We start from the raw sequence: 23,918 nt of genomic DNA on the forward strand, positions 1-23,918 counted from the left end.
ATCAAAATCCGAAAAATCAAAATCGTTGCGGACTGAAGGGGGCCAGATCGATCGGCGGAGTCTGCCCCAGGACGAGATCGCGGATCAACCGTCCTGTGGCCGCCGCCTGGGTCAGGCCGAGATGGCCATGGCCGAAGGCATAGACCACCGGCCGGTTTCCCGGCGCACGGCCTATGACCGGCAGCGAATCCGGCAGCGAGGGACGGAACCCCATCCATTCGCGCCCGCCGGCCGCATCGAGCCCCGGCAGGAATTTCTGCGCCTTCCGCAGCAGCGCCTTCGAGCGGGCATAATTGGGCGGCCGCTCGATACCGCCGAGTTCGACCGCGCCACCGACGCGAAGGCCCGTTTCGAGCGGCGTGATGACGAAGCCGTGGCCGGAGAAGATCAGCATCCGCTTCACGTCGAAGGCGCTCTTCGGCAGCGTCGTGTTGTAGCCGCGCTCGGTCTCCAGCGGAATGCGATCGCCGAGTTGACTGGCCAGCAGATGTGACCACGCACCGGCGGCAACAACAAGGTGCCTGGCATGCCTGGTCGTGCCGTCGGCCAGTGTCAGCGTCGCACCGTCCTGGTCCGCCGCGATGCGCTCAATCCGTGCCTTTTCAAAGCGGGCGCCCTTGCTCTGCGCATAGGCCCACACCGCCTTGCCGAGCAGTTTCGGATCCGCGACCGTCTTCCATCCCGGCACAAAGGTGCCCCTGACGAAGCGCGGCGACAGCCCCGGCTGCAGCCGTGCCAGCTCCTCACCCTCGACATGGCGAAAACCGATGCCGAAGCGCTCGCGCGCCGCCCAACCCGGCAGCGAGACACGGAACTCGGCCTCGCTTTCGTAGAGTTCCAGCGAGCCATCCTCGCGTAGCATCTGCCTTGTGCCGGAGCGATCGAGCAAAGCCATCCACTCCGCCTCGGCGAGCTTCATCATATCCGCCTGGGCGGCTAGGCCCGCTTCGTATTTCTCTGGCGCGCCGGCGCGCCAGAATCGGATCAGCCAAGGCAGAAGTTTCGGCAGATAGGTTGGCGGAATGCTGAGCGGGCCGAGCGGATCGGCAAGCCATTTCGGCAGCTGCCGGATCATGCCCTTATGGGCCATCGGCAGCACGTCGGAAAAGGCGAACGCAGCGGCATTGCCGGAGCTCGTTTCCTCGCAGATGCCGGTCCGATCGAAGATCGTGACGTTTCGTCCCGCCTCGGCAAGACAGGCAGCGGCGCAAATGCCGATGATGCCGCCGCCGACTATGGCGATGTCTTCCCCTTCTCCCCGTTCACGGGGAGAAGGTGCCCGAAGGGCGGATGAGGGGCGGCTCCCTGCTTCTGTCAACTTGGAATTTCCTGACACCTAGGCGCTGCCCCTCATCTGGCTGCCGCCATCTTCTCCCGGCGAACGGGGAGAAGAAAGCCCTTAGAACTGCGGCAGTGTCGGCCGAACCGCCAGTGCGTCCTTGACGATCTTTTCGACGGCCTTGCGGCGCTCGCCCGACAGCGGTTGGCGCGGCATGCGCACGCGGTCGTTGGTGTTGATGGCGAACACTTCGGCAAGCTTGATGTTCTGCACCAGATAGGTCGAGACGTCGAGATCGAGCAGCGGCCGGAACCAGCGGTAGATGGCGAGCGCCTCTTCGCGGCGGCCCTGCTTCATCAGCTGGTAGATGGCGACGGTCTCGCGCGGGAACGCCGTGACCAGTCCGGCCACCCAGCCGATGGCGCCGACCGACAGCGCCTCGAAGGCCAGATTGTCGACGCCGGTGAACAGGTCGTAGCGGGTGCCCAGCCGATTGATGATCTCGGTCGAACGGCGGATATCGTCGGAGGATTCCTTGATGGCGACGAAGCGCTTGTCCGCCGACAGTTCCTCCATCTGGTCGACGGTGACGTCGACGCGGTAGGCAAGCCGGTTGGAATAGATCATGACCGGCAGGTCGCCGGCTTCAGCGACGGCCCGCAGCGCCGCGACCGTCTCTTCCGCATTGGTGTGATAGATCGGGCTCGGCACCACCATCAGGCCGTTGGCACCTTCTTTCGCGGCGCGGCGCGCAATGCTGGCGGCCTCGCGGGTGCCGGCTTCGTTGACCGTCATCAGCACCGGCTTCTTGCCAGCGACCTTCTGCGCGGTCTTCAGCACCTCGATCTTCTCGTCAGGCGACAGCATCGGCCCTTCGCCGAGCGAACCGCAGACGACGATGCCGTCGCAGCCGGCATCCATCTGCAAGCCGAAGCAGCGCTCCATCTCGGCATGGTCGAGGCGGTCGTCTGCGGTGAATTTCGTCGTAACGGCGGGGAAAACTCCAGTCCACATTGCGGTCTCTCCATCTGATATATCAGTCGTATATCTATTAAGAAACCACCTGTCAATACGGATTCTCCTATGATATATCCTGAATATATCAGGAGATCGCCTTTGATATCCATGGAATCAACGACTGCATCCGAGCCGGCGGCGGCCAAAGCCTACCGCGTGCTCGAGCACATGATCGTCACGCTCGAACTGGCGCCAGCGAGTTTTGTCACCGAGGGCGCCCTGATCGAAAGGCTGGCGCTCGGCCGCACGCCGGTGCGCGAGGCGATCCAGCGGCTGGCCTGGGAAGGACTGCTCGACGTGCGGCCGCGCGCCGGCATTGCGATTGCTCCGCTGCATCCCGGCGACTGGCTGCGCGTGCTTGACGCCAGGCGTGGCGTCGAGGTGGTGCTGGCCCGCTCGGCCGCCCGCTTCGTCACCCGCGAGGCCGCCGACATGTTTCACGAAGCAGCCCTTGCCATGCAGAAGGCAGTGATCGCGGGCAATGTGCTTGCCTTCATCCAGGCCGACAAGGCGCTCGACGACGCGCTGGCGCTGGCCGCCGACAATCCGTTCGCCGCCCGGCTGGCAGCCCCGCTGCAGACCCACAGTCGCCGCTTCTGGTTCCGCTACAAGGCCGATACCGGGCTGGCTGAATCGGCCGAACACCATGTCGCACTGATCCGCTCGATCCTCGACGGCGACGAAGAGGCCGCCGCCAAGGACGCCAAGCGGCTGATGGCGCTGCTGCGCGGCCATGCCGAGACGGCGGCGACACGCTGATCGGGTGGTCAGATCCCATGCGCCATTGCGGTCACCGCGAGGGTATCCTCCCAGCCCTCACCGGTCGCGAGGATGCAGCTTCGGCCTTTCACGTCGGTTACCAGCATGGTCCATGTCCCACTTGCCGAAACATAGATCTCGACAATGGCAGCTTGCCCGACCACACCGTAGCCGACCTGCTTTTGGTGAAAGGCCTGCGCCAGGCCCGCGACAAGATCGCCGTGGCCGCCGCAGACGAATTGCGCCTGTGCGGATAGCGTCGACAGCGCAAGCGCGGCGCCGATCGCGGCTATCTTGATCCATCGAAACGAAAATTTGTGTGCCATTTGGCACCTCCTTCGCCTTCACGTTCCGGCAAAGGGAGGCACATAGGCAGCCTCAATATGCCGGGGCGTTCCAGGCCGGGCCCGACGTCTTCATCACGTCACTCCTTCTGGTTTCCGGTCTGTCGTCTGGGAATTTTATCGCATTCCCTGGATTCGATATGGTGAGGTCCCGATCCGAAAACAAGCACCATGTCCGCCCTCGCGGTGGGCTGCGAGGCGACGATCCGCGTCAGCCTTCCACAGGTTCGCGAAGCGCCGCCCATTTCAGCAGGGCGTCGAGAGCCGGGCATAACGCTTGGCCCCAATCGGTCAGGCAGTACTCGACTTTCGGCGGCACTTGATGATGGACGATGCGGCGCACGATCCCGTCACCCTCCATCTGCCTCAGCTGCTGGATCAGCATCTTCTGCGAGATCGCCGGGATCGCACGTTCGAGATCAGAGAAGCGCAGCACCTTGCCGCCGAACAGGTGAAACAGGATCACCAGCTTCCAGCGGCCTTCGAGGATGCGCAGCACATTCTCGACGCCGCTCGCCGCGGACAATGGCGTCATTGCTTCAACCTTGCTTTCAGGCCTAACCTTACTTTCAGGTAGGTACCTTACCTTTTCGTCGGTTCTTGTCATTTTTTCAGCCTATCTCATTTTAGGAGCCAGACAAGGGCCGCGGACTTCAAGTCGACGGCAGAAACTGGAATCGGAGACGAACCATGACCGCAAAACTTCCGCAGCCGCTGACAGACTATTTTGCCGCCAAGAACAGGCACGACATCGACGCTATGCTCATCCCCTTCTCGTCGGATGCCACGGTCAAGGACGAAGGCGAAACCCATCGGGGTGTGGCCGCTATCCGCGGCTGGATGGAAGCAACGACACGCAAATATCGGGTGACAGTTGAAGTCGCCGACGCGGCCGTCAATGGCCATGCATGGCGGGTCGCCGGCATCGTGTCGGGCAATTTCCCCGGCAGCCCGGCGAGGCTTCATTACAACTTCACGCTGCATGACGACCGGATCGCAAGACTGGAGATCGGTGCATGACCATCCCTGGGAAATTCGCGGTCGACGATCAGGAATTTGCCGGCAAGCGCGTTCTGGTCACCGGCGGCACCAAGGGTGCCGGCGAAGCGATCGTGAACCGGCTTGCGACGGCGGGCGCGATGGTTGTCACCACGGCCCGCTCGGCGACCGAAGCATCATCGCCGAAGCTGTTCGTGCAGGCTGACATCAGCACTCTGGCAGGCGCCGAAAAAGTGGCGGCAGCCACTATGGAAAGTCTCGGCGGCGTCGACATCATCGTGCACAGCGTCGGCGGCTCGAAAAGCCCCGGTGGAGGGTTCGCTGCGCTGATCGACCGGCTCTGGCAGGATGAGCTGAGCCTCAACCTGCTGGCGGCGGTGCGGCTCGATCGCCTGCTGATTCCCAAGATGATCGAGCAAGGATCCGGCGCGATCGTCCACATATCGTCGATCCAGCGCCGCCTACCGCTGCACGAATCCACCATCGCATATGCGGCGGCGAAGGCGGCACTTTCAACCTACAGCAAGGCGCTGTCCAAGGAGCTCGGCCCGAAAGGCATCCGCGTCAACACCGTGGCACCGGGCTGGATCCACACCACCGCATCGAAAGCGATGGTGGAGCGACTGGCTGCTCATTCCGGCTCTGATGAGGAAACCGCCCGCCAGGGCATCATGGATGCGCTCGGCGGCATCCCGATCGGCCGGCCGGCATGGCCGCAAGAGGTAGCGGAACTGGTGGCGTTCCTTGTTTCGGACCGTGCGGCGTCGATCCACGGCGCCGAATACGTCATCGACGGTGGCACGATACCGACGGTATGATAGCGCGCAAAAAAAGGGCGCGACAAAGCCGCGCCCTTAACTCGGTGAAATGACAAATCTCAGTTCAGCGTCGGGATGACGAACCCGGCGCCGTCCTTGATGCCTGCCCGCGCGCCCGCAGCCGAAGGCGAGGACGCGCAAACAGGAAATCGTCGCCCTCAGTTCATCGTCGGAATGACGAACTCAGCACCGTCCTTGATGCCGGACGGCCAGCGCGACGTGACCGTCTTGGTCTTGGTGTAGAAGCGGAACGCGTCCGGGCCGTGCTGGTTGAGGTCGCCGAAGGATGACGCCTTCCAGCCGCCGAACGTGTAATAGGCGATCGGCACCGGGATCGGCACGTTGACGCCGACCATGCCGACCTGGACGCGCGAGGCGAAGTCGCGCGCGGCATCGCCGTCACGGGTGAAGATGGCGACGCCATTGCCCATCTCGTGGTCGTTGGCGAGCTTGATCGCGCTCTCATAAGTCGGCGCGCGCACCACCGAGAGCACCGGCCCAAAGATCTCTTCCTTGTAGATGCGCATGTCTGATGTCACGTTGTCGAACAGGCAGCCGCCCATATAGTAGCCGTCCTCATAGCCCTGCATGGAGAAGCCACGGCCGTCGACGACCAGCTTGGCGCCTTCCTTGACGCCGGTGTCGACGTAACCCTTGACCCGTTCAAGCGCCTGCGCCGTCACCAGCGGGCCGAAATCGGCGGAAGAATCCGTCGAAGGCCCGACCTTCAGGCTTTCGACACGCGGAACCAGCTTTTCCATCAGCCGGTTGGCGGTGTCCTCGCCGACCGGAACGGCAACCGAAATCGCCATGCAGCGCTCGCCGGCCGAGCCGTAGCCGGCGCCGATCAGCGCGTCGACGGTCTGGTCCATGTCGGCGTCCGGCATGATGATCATGTGGTTCTTGGCGCCGCCGAAGCACTGCACGCGCTTGCCGGCGGCGGTGCCGCGCGAATAGATGTAGTGGGCGATCGGCGTCGAGCCGACAAAGCCGATCGCCTTGATGTCGGGATCGTCGAGGATGGCGTCGACGACGCCCTTGTCGCCATTGACGACGTTGAGGATGCCCGCCGGCAGGCCGGCTTCGATGAACAGTTCGGCGATGCGCATCGGCACGCCCGGGTCACGCTCCGACGGCTTCAGGATGAAGGCATTGCCGCAGGCGATGGCAGGCGCGATCTTCCACAGCGGGATCATCGCCGGAAAATTGAACGGCGTGATGCCGGCGACGACGCCGAGCGGCTGGCGCATCGAATAGACGTCGATGCCGGGACCGGCGCCGTCGGTGAATTCGCCCTTCATCATATGCGGCGCACCGATGCAGACCTCGACCACTTCGAGGCCGCGCTGAATGTCGCCCTTGGCGTCGGCGATCGTCTTGCCATGCTCGCGGGCCAGGATATCGGCCAGCTCGTCATAGTCGCGGGCGACCAGTTCGAGGAATTTCATCAGCACGCGCACGCGGCGCTGCGGGTTGGTCGCCGCCCATTTGGGCTGCGCCGCCTTGGCATTCTCGACAGCCGCGCGCAGTTCAGCCGGCGAAGCCAGCGCCACCGTGCCGCGCACGGAGCCGTCCATCGGCTGCATGACATCCTGCTTGCGGCCGCTGGTCCCGACGACATGCTTGCCGCCGATGAAATGACCGTAGTCGATCATGATTTCTCTCCCCTTGTTTGTGATGCCGCATTGTCCGCCTTTGGCCGGCCGATGGCAACGCGAGTGAGAACGCAACCGTTGTGCGGAAAATAGATAGCGGTTGACGGCGGAGCATCAATTCCCGCAAATGACCAGGTGTTTTGGTTTGCTACCTCAAGGACGACAGATTGAGTTCCTTCGCACCCCCCTCTGTCCTGCCGGACATCTCCCCCTCTAGGGGGGAGATTGCGCGGTCATCTCCGCTTTCGCCAATTGTCGAGGCCGTTAGGGGAGAGCCGTCAGCACAACAGCCGATCTCCCCCCTAGAGGGGGAGATGTCCGGCAGGACAGAGGGGGGCGCGAAGAAACGCGACCTTGACCACCACCATGCGGACCATTCCCATGAACTGGGATGACGTCCGCATCTTCCTGGCCGTGGCGCGCGCCGGACAGATCCTGGGCGCCGCCAAACGGCTGGAGCTCAACCACGCCACCGTCTCGCGCCGCATCGCCGCACTCGAGGATGCGTTGCGGACAAAGCTGTTTCGCCGGCTGACCACCGGCAGCGAGCTGACGCCTGCCGGCGAGCGCTTTCTCGACATCGCCGAGCGCATGGAGGGCGACATGATCGCCGCGCGTTCGACCGTCGCCGGCGAGGGCGACGACGTCTCCGGCACGGTGCGCATCGGCGCGCCCGACGGTTTTGGCGTCGCCTTCCTGGCCAAGCGTCTCGGCGAATTGACCGCGCTGCACCGCGAGCTGACCATTCAGCTGGTGCCGGTGCCGCGCTCCTTCTCGTTGTCCCGCCGCGAGGCGGACATCGCCATCACTGTCGAGCGGCCGACCGAAGGCCGGCTGGTGGCAGGAAAGCTGGTCGACTACACGCTCGGCCTGTTTGCCTCGCGCGCCTATGCGCAAGCGCATGGCTTGCCCCAGACCGCAGCCGAACTCGGCCAGCACACCCTCATCGGCTACGTGCCGGACCTGATTGTCAGCCCCTCTCTCGACTACGCCGCCGAATTCAGCCCGGACTGGCGAACCAGCTTCGCCATCTCCTCGGCGCTCGGCCAGGCCGAAGCGGTGCGGTCGGGCGCCGGCATCGGCATCCTGCACATCTTCGTCGCCCGTTCGATGCCGGAACTGGTGTCGGTCGATGTGGTCGCGCCCATCCGCCGTGCCTACTGGCTGGTCTATCACGAATCGGTCCGGCCACTGCGCCGCGTCCAGATCGTCGCCAGCTTCATCACCAAGGCGGTGGAACGGGAAAAAGGTCTCTTCCTGTAGATGCGCTGTCAGGGCCTATGACGATAACACGGCCGGAACCGCGCACGCCGCCCTTTCCTTGCCACAAGACCGGCCAGTGTGGCATCAGGTGTGCGGTCGCCGGTCACGGGGTGGGTCGCCGGGTGGGGAAATCTTTCAGAAAGCTGGCGCGGATAGACATGCGAGCCGTTCTTGCCATCCTGCCGCTGCTTTGCGTTTCGGCTTGCGCCAATCCGTGGACCAAGGTGCCGGAGGCCGAACTGCCCAAGCCGATCCGCTATGCCATGGCCCGCCCTTCGCCTTTCGTCATCGGCAATTATTGCGGCCCCGGCACCCGCACCGGCGATCTGTCGGCCCGGCCGGTCGACCGCCTCGATGCGGTCTGTCAGACGCATGACGCCTGCTACATCGCCCGTCACAACCATTGCGACTGCGACGGCGCGCTCGTCGCCTCGGCCAAGGTGATCCGCGACGACAAGACAGCACCGCGCAAGATGCGTGGCGAGGCGGAACTGCTGATCGCCACCTTCGCCATTCCCATCTGCAAGGTGTTCCCGCAAGGTTTCATGCCGCCGCGCGACCCGGCACAATTGCGCGCCCTGAAGGCCGGAGCGACCGGGTGAACGGCCGGGTATTCCTTGCGCTGGTCCTGTTCGGGCTGGCGCTTGGCGGCTGCGCCGGTCCGTCCGGCCGCGGATCCTGCGATTTCCTGCCCGACGAGAGTGCCTGCGCTCGCCCTTCGCTGTCAGCCGAAGCGCCGGGACCGAAGATCGCAGCCGCGCGGTTTTTCGGCGATGCCGCGGCAAGCGACTACGAAAAGCGGTTCCTGGCGCTGCTCGCCCATCACGAGCTCGGCGCCATGGATCGCGACAACGGCACCGGCCCTTTCGGTCGTGATCGCCATGAGATCCGCAACAGCGATTTCCAGGCGACCTACCGGACGCTGCAACAGCTGGCCGGTCCGGTTGCCGAAACGCTGCCGCCACCCGCCGGCGACGGCAGCGGCGACGGCCATTTCGATCGCCGCTGGCGGGTATCACGGCAGACGCTCTACATCGATGCGGCAGCCCGGCCTTCGGCGCCCAAGATTTTCGACTTTTCCGGCCTGCAGGCGCGCAGCGTCGAGATCGTGCTGCGCCAGGCGGGTGATCAGCCGGCCGATATCGAGGGCACATGCGACGGCGCGCTGGCGATCCATGGCGGCGCCGGTTCACGCACAGTCGCCACGGGCACGGCATTCCGCATTCGCCTGTCGGGTGAAGACGACACGGTCAGCCTGTTCCCGAGTGACAGCCTCAACCGCTGCGCTGTAAAAATCCGCTCCAGCCTTGCCCCGGCCGGCGCACCGCTCACCATACGGCGCGAAGAGGTCGCCGACCCGGCGCTCGCGGCCTTCGACAGCCTCTACCAGCGCTGTCCGACGCCCGGCGCCACCGGCCTCGACCGCTTGAGCCGCGTCTTCTACGCCAGCCGCTGGTTGTCGCAGACCTGCGCCTTGCCGATCGGACAACCGCGCCTGCTGCGCAAGTCGCGCGACGGCTTCAACGCCAAGGTCGAGGCGCTGATGGGCGCGCCGCTGCCCGACAGCGCCATCGGCAAGGGCGACCCGGACCTGCCTCTCGACTTCTCGAGGGCACCGAGGTTGAGGCTGATCTATCTGTCGTCGCTCGAATTCAAGGCGGACTTTTCCGGCCGCATCATCGAACGCCTGATTCGCCACCATGCGGCGCTGGGCACCAAGGTGCGCATCATGGTCACCGACGTGCTGGAACGCGACAAGGACGACGCGCTGCTGCACCGGCTGGCGGCCGAATTCCCCAATGTCCAGCTGCAGGAATACCGCTGGCGGGCGGACCAGGGCGCGCCGATCGACGAGCAGATTTCACAGCTGCACAAGACCCACCACATCAAGATGCTGGCGACGCTGGCTGAAGACCCTGGGCGCTCGCGCGTCATCATCGGCGGCCGCAACATCCATGACGGCTTCCTGTTCCACCAGCCGATCGACCTGTCGCGTTATCCGGACCTGCAGCAATACGGCAGGACCGACGGGTTTTCGCTGAACTACTATTCGAACTGGAGCGATTTTGACATCGAGTTAGCCGACCGGGCCACGGTCGAGACGCTCGCCGCGCATCTTTCGACAGTGTGGCTGCGCGACGCCGACACCAATTTGGCGCGGCCATTCTCCATCCCGGTCCGCTCCGACGGCCGCCGCCCATCAGCCACGGCGCGGCACTTCATTTCCGTACCCTACGAGGATGGCCATGCGCTGGAGAACTATTTCGTCGAGCTGGTCGACGCCGCCCAGCACCATATCCAGATCGTCAACCCCTACCTCAACCTGACGCCGAAGCTCGCCCAAGCCTTCGACCGGGCGCTCGCCCGCGGCATCAGGATCGACATTGTCGGCCGCATCGATCTCAAGGGCGATATGGGCGGCAGGTTCCTCACCGCGCTCAACAAGCTGTTCGTCGAGAAATACGGCGACCGCATCAACATTCGCGAGTTCAAGGCGCCGGATGTCGTGCTGCACTCCAAGATCATGATGATCGATGACAGGCTGGTGGCCATCTCGTCGGTCAATCTCAACAACCGCAGCTTCTTCCACGACTCGGAGAACGGCATGATGGTGCTCGACCCGGCCTTCTACACCAGGATGAAGCCGGTCTATGACGACTATCTCGCCCACTCCAATCCGGTCGCCACCAACGTGACGATCGGGTTGGCCTATCGGCTGCTGTTCGACGAGGACTGGGTCAGGCAGGCGTTCTGATCCCCTATCGCAGATAGCGCTCCTGCGCGAGGTCGCGGACATCGATGTCCGGCACCCGGCTGGAGATGATGTCGGCCAAGACCCTGGCCGAGCCGCAGGCCATGGTCCAGCCAAGCGTGCCGTGTCCGGTGTTGAGATAGAGATTGGAGAGCTCGGTACGGCCGATCAGCGGCGGACCATCCGGCGTCATCGGCCGCAGCCCACACCAGAACGTTGCGTCCCGCATGGCACCGGCGCCCGGAAAGAGATCGCCGACAGAGTGCTCCAGCGTGCGGCGGCGCGATTCGTGCAGCCTGAGGTCGAAGCCGGAAATCTCGGCCGTGCCGCCGACGCGGATGCGGTTCCCGAGCCGGGTGATCGCCACCTTGTAGGTCTCGTCCATCACCGTCGACACTGGTGCCGCGGCCGCATCCTGGATCGGCACGGTGATCGAATAACCCTTGACCGGATAGACGGGGATCGGCCGCTTCACCCGGCGCATGAACGCCGCCGAGTAGCTGCCCAGCGCCATGACATAGGCGTCGGCGGCCTTCCAGCCCTTGCTGGTGCTGAGATTGGCGATGCGGTTGCGGCTGCGGATGACGCGCCATATCGTCACGTCGTATTCGAATTTCACGCCGCGGGCCACGCACAGCTCTGCCATCCTGTCGGTGAACATCTTGCAGTCGCCGGTCTCGTCGCGCGGCAGCCTGAGGCCGCCGACGAACTTTTCGCGCACTCCGGCCAGGCCCGGCTCTGCGGCGATGCAGCCGTCCTGGTCGAGGATCTCGTAGGGCACGCCATATGTCTTCAGCACCTCGACATCGCCACCGGTACCGTCGAGCTGCTTTTGCGTGCGGAACAACTGGAGCGTGCCCTGGGTACGCTCGTCATAGGCGATGCCGGTCGCCTCGCGCAGCGCCTTCAGCGTGTCGCGGCTGTATTCGGCCAGCGGCACCATGCGCGCCTTGTTGATCGCATAGCGCTCGGCCGTGCAATTGCGCAGCATCTTGATCAGCCATGTCCACATATGCGGGTCGAAGGCGGGCCGCACGACCAGCGGGCCATGCTTCATCAGCAGCCATTTGATCGCCTTCAGCGGAATGCCGGGGCCGGCCCAGGGCGAGGCATAGCCGGGCGAGATCTCGCCGGCATTGGCGAAGCTTGTTTCCAGCGCCGGGCCTTTCTGGCGGTCGATCACCGTCACCTCGTGGCCGGCCTCGGCGAGATAATACGCCGTGGTCACCCCGATGACACCACCGCCCAGCACCATGATTTTCATCGTTCACTCCTTGCCGCGCCGCGCGTCCTCCAGGACGCCCACGGACACCCACGGACACCGCCGCATTTCCGATTTGCGCATGATCCTTTCCGAAAATCGATTCCGATTTTCGAGGCCATGCGCCGTGGCCCGTTCACGCCGCCGAGGGACCGGGGTCGTCGTCTTCTGTCTGCCGCATTCCAGCCTTCTCGCCAAGAGGCCGCCAGTCGGCCGCGGCGCTGTAGACCAGAGTGAGCCCATGCGGTCGCCTGGCTTGGGATTTCTCCTTGACCGCGCGCCGCGCGGCTTCCGGCTGGTAGAGCACGGTCTCGATCAGGATCGACTCTCGCCTGCCATCGGCCCGTTCGATCATCGCCGTCTGGCCTTGCGCCATTGCCAAGCATGCAAAGCCCGCGCCTCGTTGCGATCGACAGGCTGGAGCCGACCGGTCCGCGCATATCGTTTTGCACCAGGGTTCGCGTCTCGGCAGGGCCGGCATCGATGCGAAACACCACTCTGCTGTTCAGCGTCACGACATCGGGTTCGACCCGATCGATCGGGACGAGATCGGCGTTTGAAAGCTTGTGTTCAAGCATATCCGCCACCGGATCGGCGAATGCCCGCCGACGCTCCAGCATGACTTCGAGGACGGCAAAGTCCTTCGTCGTCAAGCGACAATTCGTGCCTGTCATCACCGCCTCCACGATCAGGGCCGCTGCTGGCCGGAGGCGGGTGTCTCGACGGCTTCGACGGTCACCGACAACTCCCGGCCACCGCGGCCGCTCCAGCGCACCGCCTGTCCCCTGCTCGCACCGATGAGCGCCGTCCCCATCGGCGTCAGCACCGAGATCCTGTTTTCAGTGATGTTGGCATCGCCGGGATAGACCAGCGTGATGCGCTGGGTGTCCCCGCTTTCGCCACGGATTGTCACCGTCGACCCCATTCGCACCACGTCGGCCGGCATAGCCGCCGCTTTCGTGACGACCGCTCTGTCCATTTCCGAAAGCAGCTCTTCGGCCGTCTCAGGCGTGCGGTCGAGCGACGCCCTCGCCAGGCCTGTCAGTCTGTCATGGTCCGCATCGCTGACCATGAGCTGGCTCGGAGGACGCAGTCCTGTTGCATGTTGCATGGCAAACCTCATGAATTGGCGCATTGAATGGATGCGCGCTTGCCGCCGTACCAACGGGCGGCTTGATGAAAAGCCGGCAGCCGCGAGGGCTGTCTGACTAGATGGCGATGTTGGATGTATGGACGCCCCGGTTCGGACGGACGCCAAAAGGCGGCCGCGCCGGGGCTACGATCCCGCGATCGGGCAGACCCTGAACAAGGTTCTGATATGGGCGAGGTTGCTCATGCGCGGACCCTTGCCGACAGGCGTCCGCTTGTCAAGCGTGGCCAAATCGCTCAACCCAAACCGCTCAACCCCGAATCGCTCAACCGATGACATGACGCCGATGAAAGCGATGGCCGAGACTGGTCAGGATCTCATAGCCGATGGTGCCGGCATGGCCGGCCGCGTCGTCAACGCTTTGCGAGAGGCCAAGCAGTTCGACGAGATCACCTTCGCGGAGCTTGCCGGACGGCAAGGCGGAAATGTCGAGAATGATCGAATCCATCGACACCCGCCCGAGGAAGGGCAGGCGCACGCCCTCGAACCAGGCCGCGGACGCGGCGCGCCGATGCCAACCATCGGCATAGCCGAGCGAAATCGTCGCCGCCGCGAGCGGAGCCGTCGTGTGGAAAATGTGGCCATAGCCGACACCGACGCCGGCCTCCAGCATGCGTGTCTGGACAACCTTGGCCTGCAGCCGCACCGCCGGCAGCATCGGGTTCGGCCCGGCCGGTGTCGGATTGATGCCGTAGAGCGCCGCACCCGGCCTTGCGAGATCGTAATGAAAGCGCTGCCCAAGAAAGATGCCGGACGAATTGGTGAGCGAGGCCGGCGCCTGAGGCAACATCGCGCGCAACCGCTCGAACGCAAGTCGTTGCCGCTCATTGGCCGGATGCTCCGGCTCGTCGGCGCAGGCCAGATGGCTCATGACGAAACGGACGTCGATGCCGTCGAAGGCACCGGGGTCGGCCGCAACGCGCTCGACATCCTGTGGCGCCATGCCAAGCCGCGACATGCCGCTGTCGACCTGGATCGCCGCAGGCAGTTTCCGGCCGGCGCGGCGGGCGGCCGCACGCCAGGCCGCCAGTTGTTCCTGGCTGTTGATGACAGCGGAAAGGTCTGCCGCCACGGCGTCCTTCTCGGCACCGGGCGAAACGCCGTTCAACACGAAAATGGCGGAACCCGGCCCAAGCGAGCGGCGCAAGGCGATGCCTTCGCCCAGCAGCGCGACGAAGAAGATATCGCAACCTTCGCGCAGCAGCGCCGCCGCCACCTGGCTCGCGCCAAGCCCGTAGCCATCGGCCTTGACCACGCCGGCGCAGCGCACGCCATCCAGTTGCACTTTCAGCCGCCGGTAGTTTTCACGGATCGCGCCAAGGTCGATGGTGAGGATGGCGCCAGCCACCGCTTCGCTTGTGGCGGTAACGTCCTCGGGCAGCGGCTTCTTGGGGGCGTCGTTCATGGCGACCCTTCTCTTGGCTGATAATGGATGTCGCCAAAAGTGGCCCGGTTTTGGGGCAGCGACATGCATTAAAACAAAGACTTGAAGCGCGGCGCCTGACTCCGTTTCAACGCGGCGCGCTTTGGACATCAATAGGACCGCTGGGCCGGCGCGGCAACTGCGGTCGTTTCGCGTCGAGGCTATGACACCAGATGCCGGAACGCCGCCACCACATCCTCATAGACGTGGCGCTTGAACGGCACAATCAGGTCGGGCAAGTCCTGCATCGGCCGCCATGACCATTCGTCAAATTCGGCGGTGTGGCCACCCGGCGGCGGATTGATCTGGATCTCGCTGACATCGCCGTCGAAGCGGAAGGCGAACCATTTCTGCGTCTGGCCGCGATACCTGCCCTTGAAGGCGATGCCGACGAGGTGGTCCGGCAAATCATAGTTGATCCAGTCCGGCGCCTCGGCGAGCAGCGAGACGCTGCGCATGCCGGTCTCCTCATGGAGCTCGCGCTCGGCGGCCTGCAGCGGCTCCTCGCCATTGTCGATGCCGCCTTGCGGCATCTGCCAGAGCTGCGTCGTGCCGGCAAACTCGCTGTCCGGTTCGGCAATACGATGCCCGACCCAGACCAGGCCCTCGGCATTGAGGATCATCAGCCCGACACAGGGACGATACGGCAGCGTTTCGCGATCGATCTTTTTTGTCTTTGGCATCAGTCAGTCTTTCCAGCCGGTTGCCGATCTAGCTGTTTGTTTTAGCGTGATCTTTTCCGAAAACCGGATCCACTTCTCGGGATCATGCTCTGATGCATGTCGCCCAAAAGCGGCCCCGGTTTTGGGCGAACGACATGCAAAAAGGCGCGTCGCCAGAATCCGTTTCAACGCGACGCGCTTTAGCCTTTTTGCGGATCGATGGCCACCGCCGAAATCGGCACGATCTCGATGCCGCGCTTCTTGGCCTCGACCACCCAGGACGACACAGTGTCGACCGTCACGTCGAAGGCCGAGCCGATGCCGACGGCAAAGCCCTTGGCGCGCGCGGTCGCTTCCAGCCCGTCGAGTTTCTTCAGGATGGCGCCACGATCCTGCACCGCATCGATGGCCGTATCGCCGGAAACGAAGGGCACGCCGTCCTTCAACGCCAGGTCCGATGCCAGGCTGCGTGCCGACGAGCCATCGTCGATATAGGCCAGCCCACGTTTGCCGAGCTCGGCCATGAACGGCTCCATCGCCGCCGCGTCGGCGGAGAAGCGCGCGCCCATGTAATTCATGACGCCGGTGTAGTTGGTCGTCCGCGACAGCGCCCAGTGCAGGTTCTTCAAATTCTCGTCGGCGCTCGCCGCCACTGTCAGCGTGTTTCGACCGGGGTTGATATTCGGGTAGTCGAACGGTTCAAGCGGCACCTGCATGACGATCTCGTGGCCGCTCTGCCGCGCCGCCTGCATCCAGCGGCCGATGCTGTTGCCTTGCGGCGCGAAGGCCAGCGTCACTTCAGCCGGCAGCTTGGCGATGGCCGCCTGGGTACCGGTCTGCGAAACCGAAAGTCCACCGATGACGATCGCCACCCGCGCGCCGCGCGCGCCGGACCAGGGCCGCGCATAGACATCGAACGGCCGCCGGCCATCGGCGGCGCGCACAGGCAAGGGCCCGGTCTCGCTGGTCTCGATAAGCGCCTTGTCGGGAATATGCGCGACCTTCAAATTCTGGCCGAGGGTCGACGGGTCGCGGATGACGATCGCCTTGGGCGGCCCATCGCCCTCTTCCGTCTGCACATGGATGATCTGCGGCCCGCCTGCCTTGGCCGGCGCTTCCGGTTTTGCTGCCGGGGCCAATGCGGCAGGCGCGGCGGCGGGCTCGGCCGCCGCCGCCACTTTCGGCGTCGAAACGGCGACCTCTTGCGGCTTTCGAAACGGTTTTTCCCTAAGCGCGATCGCGCCGGAGACGCCGACCACGGCCAGAACGACCACGGTTGCCGCGATTGCACCGGCACCGGGCTTGCCGGCGGCGCGCGGCGACTGGACGGTCTGTCCGAGCGGGCGTTCGATGTCCTTGCCTATGTCAGCCAAGCCGCATCCCCGGGCGCATGACTTCGAAGACGAAGCCCTTCGAAAAGACATGCGCGCATTCATCAATCCCGGCGCACCCTTGGCGCCGCATCTCAGGGCTTCGCCTTGCCCCGAATCAAACTGCCGGAACCTTTCGGTCCCGGCAGCATCGCATTGCTTCCGTCAGGCGGCCAGACCTGTTGTCGGCCGCCTGGCATCGGACCCAAACGTGGAATTCGGTTTTGGGAAAATCCGATGCCCAAAGAAAAACTGGAGCGGCGCGTGCGCCGCTCCAGACCTTTACTGGTTGAGAACGGCCTTTTCCGGATTGGGCGGGAAGGACGGATCGGTCTTCTGGCCGCGCAGCAGCTGCTCGGCAAAGATGAGTTGCAGATCGTCCTTCGGATCCGGCGGCACATAGGCCGCCGAGCCCGAACCGGTCGAGCTCTCGTCGGCGCCCTTGATATGGCCCTTGAGGTCGGATTCGCCGCGCGTCAGGTCTCTGCCTTGCAGTTCCGGCGGCAGCGGCTGGTCGACCTTGATGTCGGGCGTGATGCCCTTGCCCTGGATCGACTTGCCCGACGGCGTGTAATAGAGCGCCGTCGTCAGCCGAAGCGCACCATTTTCGCCAAGCGGAATGATGGTCTGCACCGAACCCTTGCCGAAGGACTGCGTGCCGACCACCGTGACGCGACGCAGGTCCTGCAGCGCGCCGGCGACGATTTCCGACGCACTGGCCGAGCCGCCATTGACGAGCACGATCATCGGCTTGCCGTTGATGTCGTCGACCTGCTTGGCCTTGGCGTCGAAACGGGTGACATCCTTCGGATCGCGGCCGCGCGTCGAGACGATTTCGCCACGCGTCAGGAAGGCGTCGGACACGCTCACCGCCTGGTCGAGCAGACCGCCCGGATTGAGGCGCAGGTCGAGCACGTAGCCCTTGAGCTTGTCGTTCGGCACCTGCTTCTTGATGGTCTCGATGGCGTTCTCGAGATCGTCATAGGTCTTTTCGGTGAAAGAGGTGATCTTCATGTAGCCGATGTCGTTCTCGACCCTGAACTTGACCGCCTTGACCTTGATGATGTCGCGCACGACCGTCAGCTCGATCGGCTTGTCGGCGCCCTGGCGCAGGATGGTGAGCTTGATCGGCGTGTTGACCAGGCCGCGCATCTTCTCGACGGCGTCGTTGAGCGTCAGGCCACGAACCTCCTGGCCATCGATCTTGGCGATATAATCGCCCGCAAGCACGCCCGCCTTGGCGGCCGGCGTGTCGTCGATCGGCGTGATCACCTTGACCAGGTCGTTTTCCATCGTGACCTCGATGCCGAGGCCGCCGAACTCACCCTTGGTCTGGACGCGCATGTCCTGCGCCTGCTCGGCGTTCATGTAGGAGGAGTGCGGGTCGAGCGAGGCAAGCATGCCGTTGATGGCGTTCTCGACCAGTGACTTGTCGTCGGGCGGTGTCACATACTGTGCCCGCACCCGCTCGAAGATATCGCCGAAGATCGCCAATTGCTTGTAGGTCTCCGACCCTGCAGCGTTCGCCGCCGAGCCGGGTGTGCCATAGACAAGGCTCATGGCGGACGCGCCCATCAGCGCACCGGCAAACAGAAGCGACAGTTTCCGCATTATTCACGTCCTTCCAGAAAAACGGTCCGCCCACCATGGGGCCGGATCGACGGGTTTTCCATCCTTGCGAAACTCGACATAAAGTTCCGGCGTGGCATTTCCATTCTTCGAAACCGAGGTGCTCGCCACCCGGGCCTCTCCCATCGCGCCGACCGGCTCTCCTGCGAGCACTGACTGGCCAGTCGCGACGCTGATTCTACTCATCCCCGCCAAAACGACATGATAACCGTCGCCAGCGTTCAGGATCAAGAGTTGACCATAAGAGCGAAACGGCCCCGCATAAAGCACATTCCCATCCGCCGGCGCCGTGACGATGGCTCCCGATTGTGTCGCAACCATGTCGCCAAGCATCACCGCGCCGTTACCGTCGTCGGCGCCGAATCGCCGTTTGATGCGGCCGGTGACCGGCAGCGCGATCTGCCCCTGCAGTGCCGAAAAGGGTGCTGCGGCGGCAAGTTGGTTGCCTTCCGGTACAGGTAGGGCCGCCAATTCCGCTGGGGCCTCCGCCGGCGCCAATGTCTTGTCGCCGTCCGCCGTCTTTTGCTCGGCGGCCTTGGCCGCATTCGCCGCCTTGCGGCTCTTGTCGGCTTCGAGCGAGGCGATCAATTCCTTCAAGCTGCCGGCTTTGGCGGCCAGCGCTTCGGATCGCTGCTTCTCGGCGGCCATTTCCGTTTGCGTGTCGGCTTCGAGCTTCTGCTTGGCTTCCAGCAGCATGCCGAGCCGCTTCTTTTCCGCCGCCTGGTCGCCGACCGCCGCCGTCAGCCGCGCTCGTTCGGCCTCGATCGAGGCCGTAACCCGCGACTGCTCCTTGAGATCGGCCAGCAGGCTGTCGGTCTGCTGGCGCAGTTCCGGCACCACGGCGCCGAGCAGGATGGCGCTGCGCACCGACGACAATGCGTCCTCGGGCTTGACCAGGATCGCCGGCGGCGGGTTGAGCCCCATGCGCTGCAGAGCGCCCAGCACTTCGGCCAGCACGTCGCGTCGTGCCATCAGCGAGGCACGGATTTTCTGTTCCTGGCCCTTCAGCCCTTCCAGCTTGGCGCCGATGTCCTCGATGTCCTGGCCGAGCTTCTGTTCGGTCATCGCCGACTGGATCAGCGCCGCGGTGATCGAGGCATGGTCCTTCTTGATCGTCGCTATGTCGGCCGAGAGCTTGGCCAGGCGATCGGCCGACAGCGTGATCTCCTTCGAGACCTGTTCGTATTCGGCGCGGCTCTGGTCCGGATCGGGGGCAAGGTCGAGCGTGTTCTCGGCCCGCGTCGCATGCAGCGACAGCACGATCACCGCCACCGCGATGCCGCAGCGCGCGCGCCATGAGCTCGTTCCTGATTTCCAGTCTTCAGACATTGAAGCCCGACTCTATGCGCGGCTTCGTTAACGAACAATCAACCATGTTCGAAAGCGCCCCTAAACCATGTTCGAGAGCCCAATTGGCACAGTCTGGCCATGCATTGGGGCGGAAATCCGTGTGGGTCGCGCCAATCACCGGTTTACGAGCGATGGTAGGGATGTCCCGAAAGGATGGTGGCCGCCCGATAAAGCTGCTCCCCCAGCATCACGCGCACCAGCTGGTGCGGCCAGGTCAGCATTCCGAATGACATCACCAGTTCGGCCTGGTCGCGCAGCGACTGATCGTGCCCGTCGGCGCCGCCGATGGCGATGACCAGCGCCTTGCGGCCGCCATCGCGCAGCTGACCGATGCGCCTGGCGAAGTCTTCCGAGGAAAAGCCTTTGCCGCGTTCGTCGAGCAGGATCAGCGCGGCGCCGGGCGACAGCTGCGCCTGCAGCTTCTGGCCTTCCTCGCGCCGACGCTCGTTGGCGGTCTGGGCGCGCCCTTCGGCGATCTCGGCCACGCCGGCAAATTCGAGCCCCACCGCTGGACCACTTTTGGCAAAGCGCTCGAAATAGCGGTCGGCGAGCTGCTTCTCGGGGCCGGCTTTCATCCGGCCCACGGCATGAACTGATATCTTCATCCTCGCCCCTGTAAGCCGCTAATGCATGTCACCCAAAAGTGGGAACCGGTTTTGGGGCGATGACATGCATCAAAACAAGGCGACTTAGTGGAGGGTTTCTTCCTCGAGATCCGGCGCCTGCCACATCTTTTCGAGATTGTAGAAGTCGCGGACTTCGGGACGGAAGACATGGACGATGATGTCACCCGAATCGATCAGGACCCAGTCGGCGCCTGCCAGCCCCTCGACGCGCGCGGTGCCGAGACCGGCATCCTTGATCGCTTTGAGAAGATGATCGGCGACAGCCGCGACATGGCGATGCGATCGGCCCGACGCGATGACCATGTAGTCACCGAGGCTCGATTTCCCCTGAATGTCGATTGAGACGATGTTTTCGGCCTTGGAGTCTTCCAGACTGGCAAGGACTGTCTTGATGGCGCGGGACACGGCGTCGTTTACGCTGATCCCGGCCGGCGAAGGCATGATATCGGCCTTCTTCCGCAGTGCTGTTCTCAGTGTATTTCCTTTCGCAGCAAGAACAACCAAATCACCCCCAAAAGCAGGTGACGCCACTTAGATAGGCAGAGTTCCGTTGCAGTTTCAAGACGGCGCCTTGTCACGCACGAACGTATTGTCGGTCCAGCGGTTCCGCCGCATGCCGGAAAAGATCGGAACCGTCGCGGCCCGCGTGGGTTATCGGCTCACCGACCAACCGGAATTTTGCCATGCCGATCGACCCTCAAAATGCCCTTCTCACTGCCCAGGCCGGCCTCGCGCAACTGAGCACGCTGATCGTTTCCTATTCCTTCTCGGCCATCGGTGCCGTCATCCTGCTGGTTGTCGGCTATATCGTCGCCGGCCTTGCCGAACGCTCGATTTTCGCCGGCCTCGGCCATATCCATGGCTTCGACGCGACGTTGCGGCATTTCTTCTCCAAGATCGTCCGCTACGCCATCCTGATCCTCGTCACAATCATGGTGCTCGGCCAGTTTGGCGTGCAGACGGCGTCAATCATTGCCGCCATCGGCGCCATCGGTCTCGCCATCGGCCTGGCGTTGCAAGGCACGCTGCAGAATATCGCTGCCGGCATCATGCTTCTGGCGCTACGGCCGTTCCGCATCGGCGAGTCCGTCGAGGTCGGTCCCGTTGCCGGCTCGATCGAGGAGATCGGCCTCTTCGCCACCAGATTGCGGACCGCCGATGGCGTCTACATCCTTGCACCCAATTCGACGCTGTGGAACCAGCCGGTGCGCAACTTCTCGCGCAATGGTGTGCGCCGCAGCGACATCACGCTCTCGATCGGTTCCTGGAACGACATCGACCGCGCCCAGAAGACACTGCTTGCCATTGCCGTCGCCGAGTGCCGGGTCAAGCGCGATCCGGCGCCGGTCGCTTTCGTGGCGACATTGGGCGAGAGCACGGCTTCGATTGCCTTGCGCTACTGGACATCGTCGGCGGATTTCTTCGCCACCCAGACCGATCTCACCAAGCGCGCCAAGCAGGAATTCGACGCGGAAGGCATTTCGATCCCGTTGCCGCCGCCGGAAGCCTCGCCACCGCAAGCCCGCCGACAATAGTCAATTGCCTCGGTGCCGATCCTGCTCGTCCGGTCCGAAGGCCAGTTCGACCGGCAGCGGCGCCTGCGCCGTCATCGGCGCGAAATTGCCGGTTTCATGGGCCGGAACCGGCCGTGTGGTGAACACGCGCAACAGCACGAACAGGCAGAAGGCCGCGGCGATGAGGATCGCCACATAGATGAAGGCCTGTGTTCCAAAGACGGCCGAAAGCGCCGTGACGATGCCGGGCACGATGAAACCGGACAGCGACCAGGCAAACAAAAGCGAGCTGGACAGCGCCACCATGTCCTCCTTGCCGGCACGGTCGGAGGCGTGCGCGCTGGAGAGCGAATAGATCGATTCCGACGCACCGTCCCAGACGATGTAGATCACCACCAGCGCCGTCAGCGCGCCGCCATCGAACCCCAGCGCGAACAGGCCGGCGAGCGTGGCGAGCGCGGATGCCGCGATCAGCACATAGCGGCGGTCGGTGCGGTCGGAAATCCAGCCGAGCGGGATCTGCAGGATCAGCGTGCCGACAGGCATCGCCGAAAGCAGCAGCGCGACGTCCGCCTGGCTGTAGCCCTTGGCCGTGGCATGGATCGGCGCGAAACCGGCGATTGCCATCGACAGGCCGCCGACCGCAAGCATGCCGGCGACACCGACCGGCGAAATCCGCCAGGCTCGGCCAAGCGCCACCGAGGCTGCTTGCGGCGCCGGCGGCTGGGCCAGCCGCGTCAATCCGACCGGCAGGATCGACAGCGCCGTGAAGACGATGCCGATCAGCGGCGCATCCGCGGTTCTGATGTCGACAAGAGCCAGCGTCGCATAGCCGACGCCGAGCCCGGCGACATAGGCGACGTAGAAAAACGCCATCACCCGGCCGCGAATGGCGTTGGCGACGGCATCGTTCAGCCAGCTTTGGGCGACGATGAACAGGCCGCATATGGCAAAGCCGTATAGCGCGCGGGCCGCGATCCACAGCAACGGATGTGGGCCGGCGCCGACAGCGGCGTTGGCCAGCGCGATCAGCGCCGACAGCACCATGAAGGCGCGGGCATGGCCAACCCTGCGCACCAGCGGTCCGGTCAGGATACAACCGGCTAGGCCGCCTGCCGAAAGACCGGTGATGATCAGCCCGGCCCAGGTCGGATCGAAGCCTTCGGCGCCGAGCCGGACCGGGATATAGGCAAACATCAGCCCATTGCCGACGGCGATCAGCGCCATCGACGCGATGACGCTGGCAATCGCGATCAGCGGCGTGGGCTCGGCCCCCTGCTCGGCTTCGCTGCGGTGTTTTTCGTGAATCGACATGCCCGCTCAGGATTGCCCAAGAAACGGGCAAAGGGAGCGATAAAAGCGACATAGCCGATCTTCCCTTCTCCCCGCGTGGAGAAGGGAAATCCGCGCGGACGCTACCCCTTCGCCAGCTTGCGGATCGCGCTCGACGACAGCGACGAGCGCGGGCCGTGGATGAAAGTCCAGGCCGGCGCCTTCATGCGGGCGAGCCTTGGCGCATCGCCTTCGTCGACGCGGGCATAGTCGAAGGTCTTGGCGACGACCGACGACAGGAACGACAGTGTCGCACCCGGACGGTCGATGACGGCGATCGGGAAGGTCATGACGATCTCGCGCCAGCGCTGCCAACGATGGAAGTCGCGCAAGCTATCGGCGCCCATGATCCAGACGAAGTCGACGCCAGGATTGCGCGCCTTGACCAGCGCCAGCGTGTCGGCGGTGTAGCGCACATGGCGCGCCGCCTCGAAGGCGGTGACCTTGATCTTCGGGTTCTTGGCAATCTGCTCCGAGCGTTGCAATCGTTCGCCGAGCGGTGCCAATTCCCTGGTGCTCTTCAGCGGATTGCCTGGCGTGACCATCCACCACAACTGGTCGAGTGCCAGCCGTCTGAGCGCGATCTCGGCGACCAGCGCATGGCCGGCATGCGGCGGGTTGAACGAGCCGCCGAACAGGCCAACGGCCAGCCCCTTTTCGGCATGCGGCATCTTGAGATAGCGGGAGGAGATGGCGGGCTGGGGCGATGACAGCA

At 64.3% G+C, this 23,918-nt stretch carries 24 protein-coding genes; 7 read left to right on the plus strand and 17 right to left on the minus strand.

Annotation, left to right across the window (positions count from 1 at the left end; genetic code table 11):
• Positions 1-16: 16 nt before the first annotated feature.
• On the minus strand, positions 17-1,336 hold the full coding sequence (locus tag BPNPMPFG_RS20100; protein WP_413776787.1) for an NAD(P)/FAD-dependent oxidoreductase: 1,320 nt from the start codon (positions 1,334-1,336) through the stop codon (positions 17-19).
• 63 nt (positions 1,337-1,399) lie between these two features.
• Complete coding sequence (locus tag BPNPMPFG_RS20105; protein WP_258590428.1) at positions 1,400-2,293, minus strand: dihydrodipicolinate synthase family protein; 894 nt, start codon at positions 2,291-2,293, stop codon at positions 1,400-1,402.
• 69 nt (positions 2,294-2,362) lie between these two features.
• Between BPNPMPFG_RS20105 and BPNPMPFG_RS20110 the strand changes: the two genes are divergently transcribed.
• Positions 2,363-3,055 carry a GntR family transcriptional regulator gene (locus BPNPMPFG_RS20110; RefSeq protein ID WP_413776788.1) on the plus strand — a complete coding sequence of 231 codons (693 nt, stop codon included), beginning with the start codon at positions 2,363-2,365 and terminating at the stop codon, positions 3,053-3,055.
• 8 nt (positions 3,056-3,063) lie between these two features.
• Here the strand turns inward: BPNPMPFG_RS20110 and BPNPMPFG_RS20115 are convergent, their stop codons facing one another.
• Both BPNPMPFG_RS20115 and BPNPMPFG_RS20120 read right to left on the minus strand, forming a co-directional pair.
• Complete coding sequence (locus tag BPNPMPFG_RS20115) at positions 3,064-3,381, minus strand: hypothetical protein (protein WP_258590430.1); 318 nt, start codon at positions 3,379-3,381, stop codon at positions 3,064-3,066.
• Positions 3,382-3,610: 229 nt separating this feature from the next.
• On the minus strand, positions 3,611-3,934 hold the full coding sequence (locus BPNPMPFG_RS20120; RefSeq protein WP_208647184.1) for a winged helix-turn-helix transcriptional regulator: 324 nt from the start codon (positions 3,932-3,934) through the stop codon (positions 3,611-3,613).
• A 155-nt stretch (positions 3,935-4,089) separates the two neighbouring features.
• Here BPNPMPFG_RS20120 and BPNPMPFG_RS20125 point away from each other — a divergent pair, with 155 nt between their 5' ends.
• Together BPNPMPFG_RS20125 and BPNPMPFG_RS20130 are read left to right on the plus strand one after the other, a co-directional pair.
• Entirely contained in the window at positions 4,090-4,419 is a 330-nt protein-coding gene (locus tag BPNPMPFG_RS20125) for a nuclear transport factor 2 family protein (protein WP_258590431.1), read from the plus strand.
• A complete protein-coding gene (locus tag BPNPMPFG_RS20130) occupies positions 4,416-5,216 on the plus strand; it encodes an SDR family oxidoreductase (protein ID WP_258590432.1) in 801 nt (266 codons plus the stop codon). The genes BPNPMPFG_RS20125 and BPNPMPFG_RS20130 overlap by 4 nt, the downstream gene beginning before the upstream one ends.
• Before the next feature lie 158 nt (positions 5,217-5,374).
• On the opposite strand, the gene BPNPMPFG_RS20135 is transcribed toward BPNPMPFG_RS20130, so the two are convergent.
• A complete protein-coding gene (locus BPNPMPFG_RS20135) occupies positions 5,375-6,871 on the minus strand; it encodes a CoA-acylating methylmalonate-semialdehyde dehydrogenase (protein WP_258590433.1) in 1,497 nt (498 codons plus the stop codon).
• A 381-nt stretch (positions 6,872-7,252) separates the two neighbouring features.
• Between BPNPMPFG_RS20135 and BPNPMPFG_RS20140 the strand changes: the two genes are divergently transcribed.
• The 3 genes from BPNPMPFG_RS20140 to BPNPMPFG_RS20150 all read left to right on the plus strand — a co-directional run bounded on the left by BPNPMPFG_RS20140 (position 7,253) and on the right by BPNPMPFG_RS20150 (position 10,889).
• Positions 7,253-8,134, plus strand: coding sequence for a LysR family transcriptional regulator (locus tag BPNPMPFG_RS20140; RefSeq protein ID WP_258590434.1), 882 nt, complete (start codon positions 7,253-7,255; stop codon positions 8,132-8,134).
• 158 nt (positions 8,135-8,292) lie between these two features.
• Positions 8,293-8,736: a phospholipase A2 family protein gene (locus BPNPMPFG_RS20145; RefSeq protein WP_258590435.1), complete on the plus strand. Its 444-nt coding sequence runs from the start codon at positions 8,293-8,295 to the stop codon at positions 8,734-8,736.
• Positions 8,733-10,889 carry a phospholipase D-like domain-containing protein gene (locus BPNPMPFG_RS20150; protein WP_258590436.1) on the plus strand — a complete coding sequence of 719 codons (2,157 nt, stop codon included), beginning with the start codon at positions 8,733-8,735 and terminating at the stop codon, positions 10,887-10,889. The genes BPNPMPFG_RS20145 and BPNPMPFG_RS20150 overlap by 4 nt, the downstream gene beginning before the upstream one ends.
• A gap of 4 nt (positions 10,890-10,893) precedes the next feature.
• Here BPNPMPFG_RS20150 and BPNPMPFG_RS20155 read toward each other — a convergent pair whose 3' ends face one another.
• The 10 genes from BPNPMPFG_RS20155 to rsfS all read right to left on the minus strand — a co-directional run bounded on the left by BPNPMPFG_RS20155 (position 10,894) and on the right by rsfS (position 20,798).
• A complete protein-coding gene (locus BPNPMPFG_RS20155; protein ID WP_258590437.1) occupies positions 10,894-12,150 on the minus strand; it encodes a D-amino acid dehydrogenase in 1,257 nt (418 codons plus the stop codon).
• A 133-nt stretch (positions 12,151-12,283) separates the two neighbouring features.
• Complete coding sequence (locus BPNPMPFG_RS20160; protein WP_258590438.1) at positions 12,284-12,523, minus strand: hypothetical protein; 240 nt, start codon at positions 12,521-12,523, stop codon at positions 12,284-12,286.
• Positions 12,524-12,835: 312 nt separating this feature from the next.
• Positions 12,836-13,219, minus strand: a complete 384-nt coding sequence (gene rnk, locus BPNPMPFG_RS20165; protein WP_413776789.1) for a nucleoside diphosphate kinase regulator — start codon at positions 13,217-13,219, stop codon at positions 12,836-12,838.
• Between the two features lie 343 nt (positions 13,220-13,562).
• Positions 13,563-14,702: an alanine racemase gene (gene alr, locus BPNPMPFG_RS20170; RefSeq protein WP_258590440.1), complete on the minus strand. Its 1,140-nt coding sequence runs from the start codon at positions 14,700-14,702 to the stop codon at positions 13,563-13,565.
• Between the two features lie 179 nt (positions 14,703-14,881).
• Positions 14,882-15,403, minus strand: coding sequence for an RNA pyrophosphohydrolase (locus tag BPNPMPFG_RS20175; protein WP_258590441.1), 522 nt, complete (start codon positions 15,401-15,403; stop codon positions 14,882-14,884).
• Between the two features lie 179 nt (positions 15,404-15,582).
• Entirely contained in the window at positions 15,583-16,755 is a 1,173-nt protein-coding gene (locus BPNPMPFG_RS20180; protein WP_258590442.1) for a divergent polysaccharide deacetylase family protein, read from the minus strand.
• A gap of 279 nt (positions 16,756-17,034) precedes the next feature.
• Positions 17,035-18,366 (minus strand): S41 family peptidase, encoded by a 1,332-nt coding sequence (locus BPNPMPFG_RS20185; protein WP_258596823.1) that lies wholly within the window; start codon positions 18,364-18,366, stop codon positions 17,035-17,037.
• On the minus strand, positions 18,367-19,710 hold the full coding sequence (locus BPNPMPFG_RS20190) for a murein hydrolase activator EnvC family protein (protein WP_258590443.1): 1,344 nt from the start codon (positions 19,708-19,710) through the stop codon (positions 18,367-18,369).
• Between the two features lie 143 nt (positions 19,711-19,853).
• Complete coding sequence (gene rlmH / locus BPNPMPFG_RS20195) at positions 19,854-20,336, minus strand: 23S rRNA (pseudouridine(1915)-N(3))-methyltransferase RlmH (protein ID WP_258590444.1); 483 nt, start codon at positions 20,334-20,336, stop codon at positions 19,854-19,856.
• Positions 20,337-20,420: 84 nt separating this feature from the next.
• Positions 20,421-20,798: a ribosome silencing factor gene (gene rsfS / locus BPNPMPFG_RS20200; protein ID WP_258590445.1), complete on the minus strand. Its 378-nt coding sequence runs from the start codon at positions 20,796-20,798 to the stop codon at positions 20,421-20,423.
• 242 nt (positions 20,799-21,040) lie between these two features.
• On the opposite strand from rsfS, the gene BPNPMPFG_RS20205 reads away from it, so the two are divergent.
• Positions 21,041-21,892 carry a mechanosensitive ion channel family protein gene (locus tag BPNPMPFG_RS20205; protein ID WP_258590446.1) on the plus strand — a complete coding sequence of 284 codons (852 nt, stop codon included), beginning with the start codon at positions 21,041-21,043 and terminating at the stop codon, positions 21,890-21,892.
• Here BPNPMPFG_RS20205 and BPNPMPFG_RS20210 read toward each other — a convergent pair whose 3' ends face one another.
• A complete protein-coding gene (locus tag BPNPMPFG_RS20210; RefSeq protein WP_258590447.1) occupies positions 21,893-23,185 on the minus strand; it encodes an MFS transporter in 1,293 nt (430 codons plus the stop codon). It lies immediately after the preceding gene.
• Positions 23,186-23,286: 101 nt separating this feature from the next.
• The gene (locus BPNPMPFG_RS20215) at positions 23,287-23,874 is read right to left on the minus strand and encodes a nicotinate-nucleotide adenylyltransferase (protein ID WP_258596825.1); all 588 of its coding nucleotides are present in this window, start codon (positions 23,872-23,874) and stop codon (positions 23,287-23,289) included.
• Positions 23,875-23,918: the final 44 nt, after the last annotated feature.

It is taken from the genome of Mesorhizobium sp. AR07, assembly GCF_024746815.1.
Classification (GTDB): Bacteria; Pseudomonadota; Alphaproteobacteria; order Rhizobiales; family Rhizobiaceae; genus Mesorhizobium.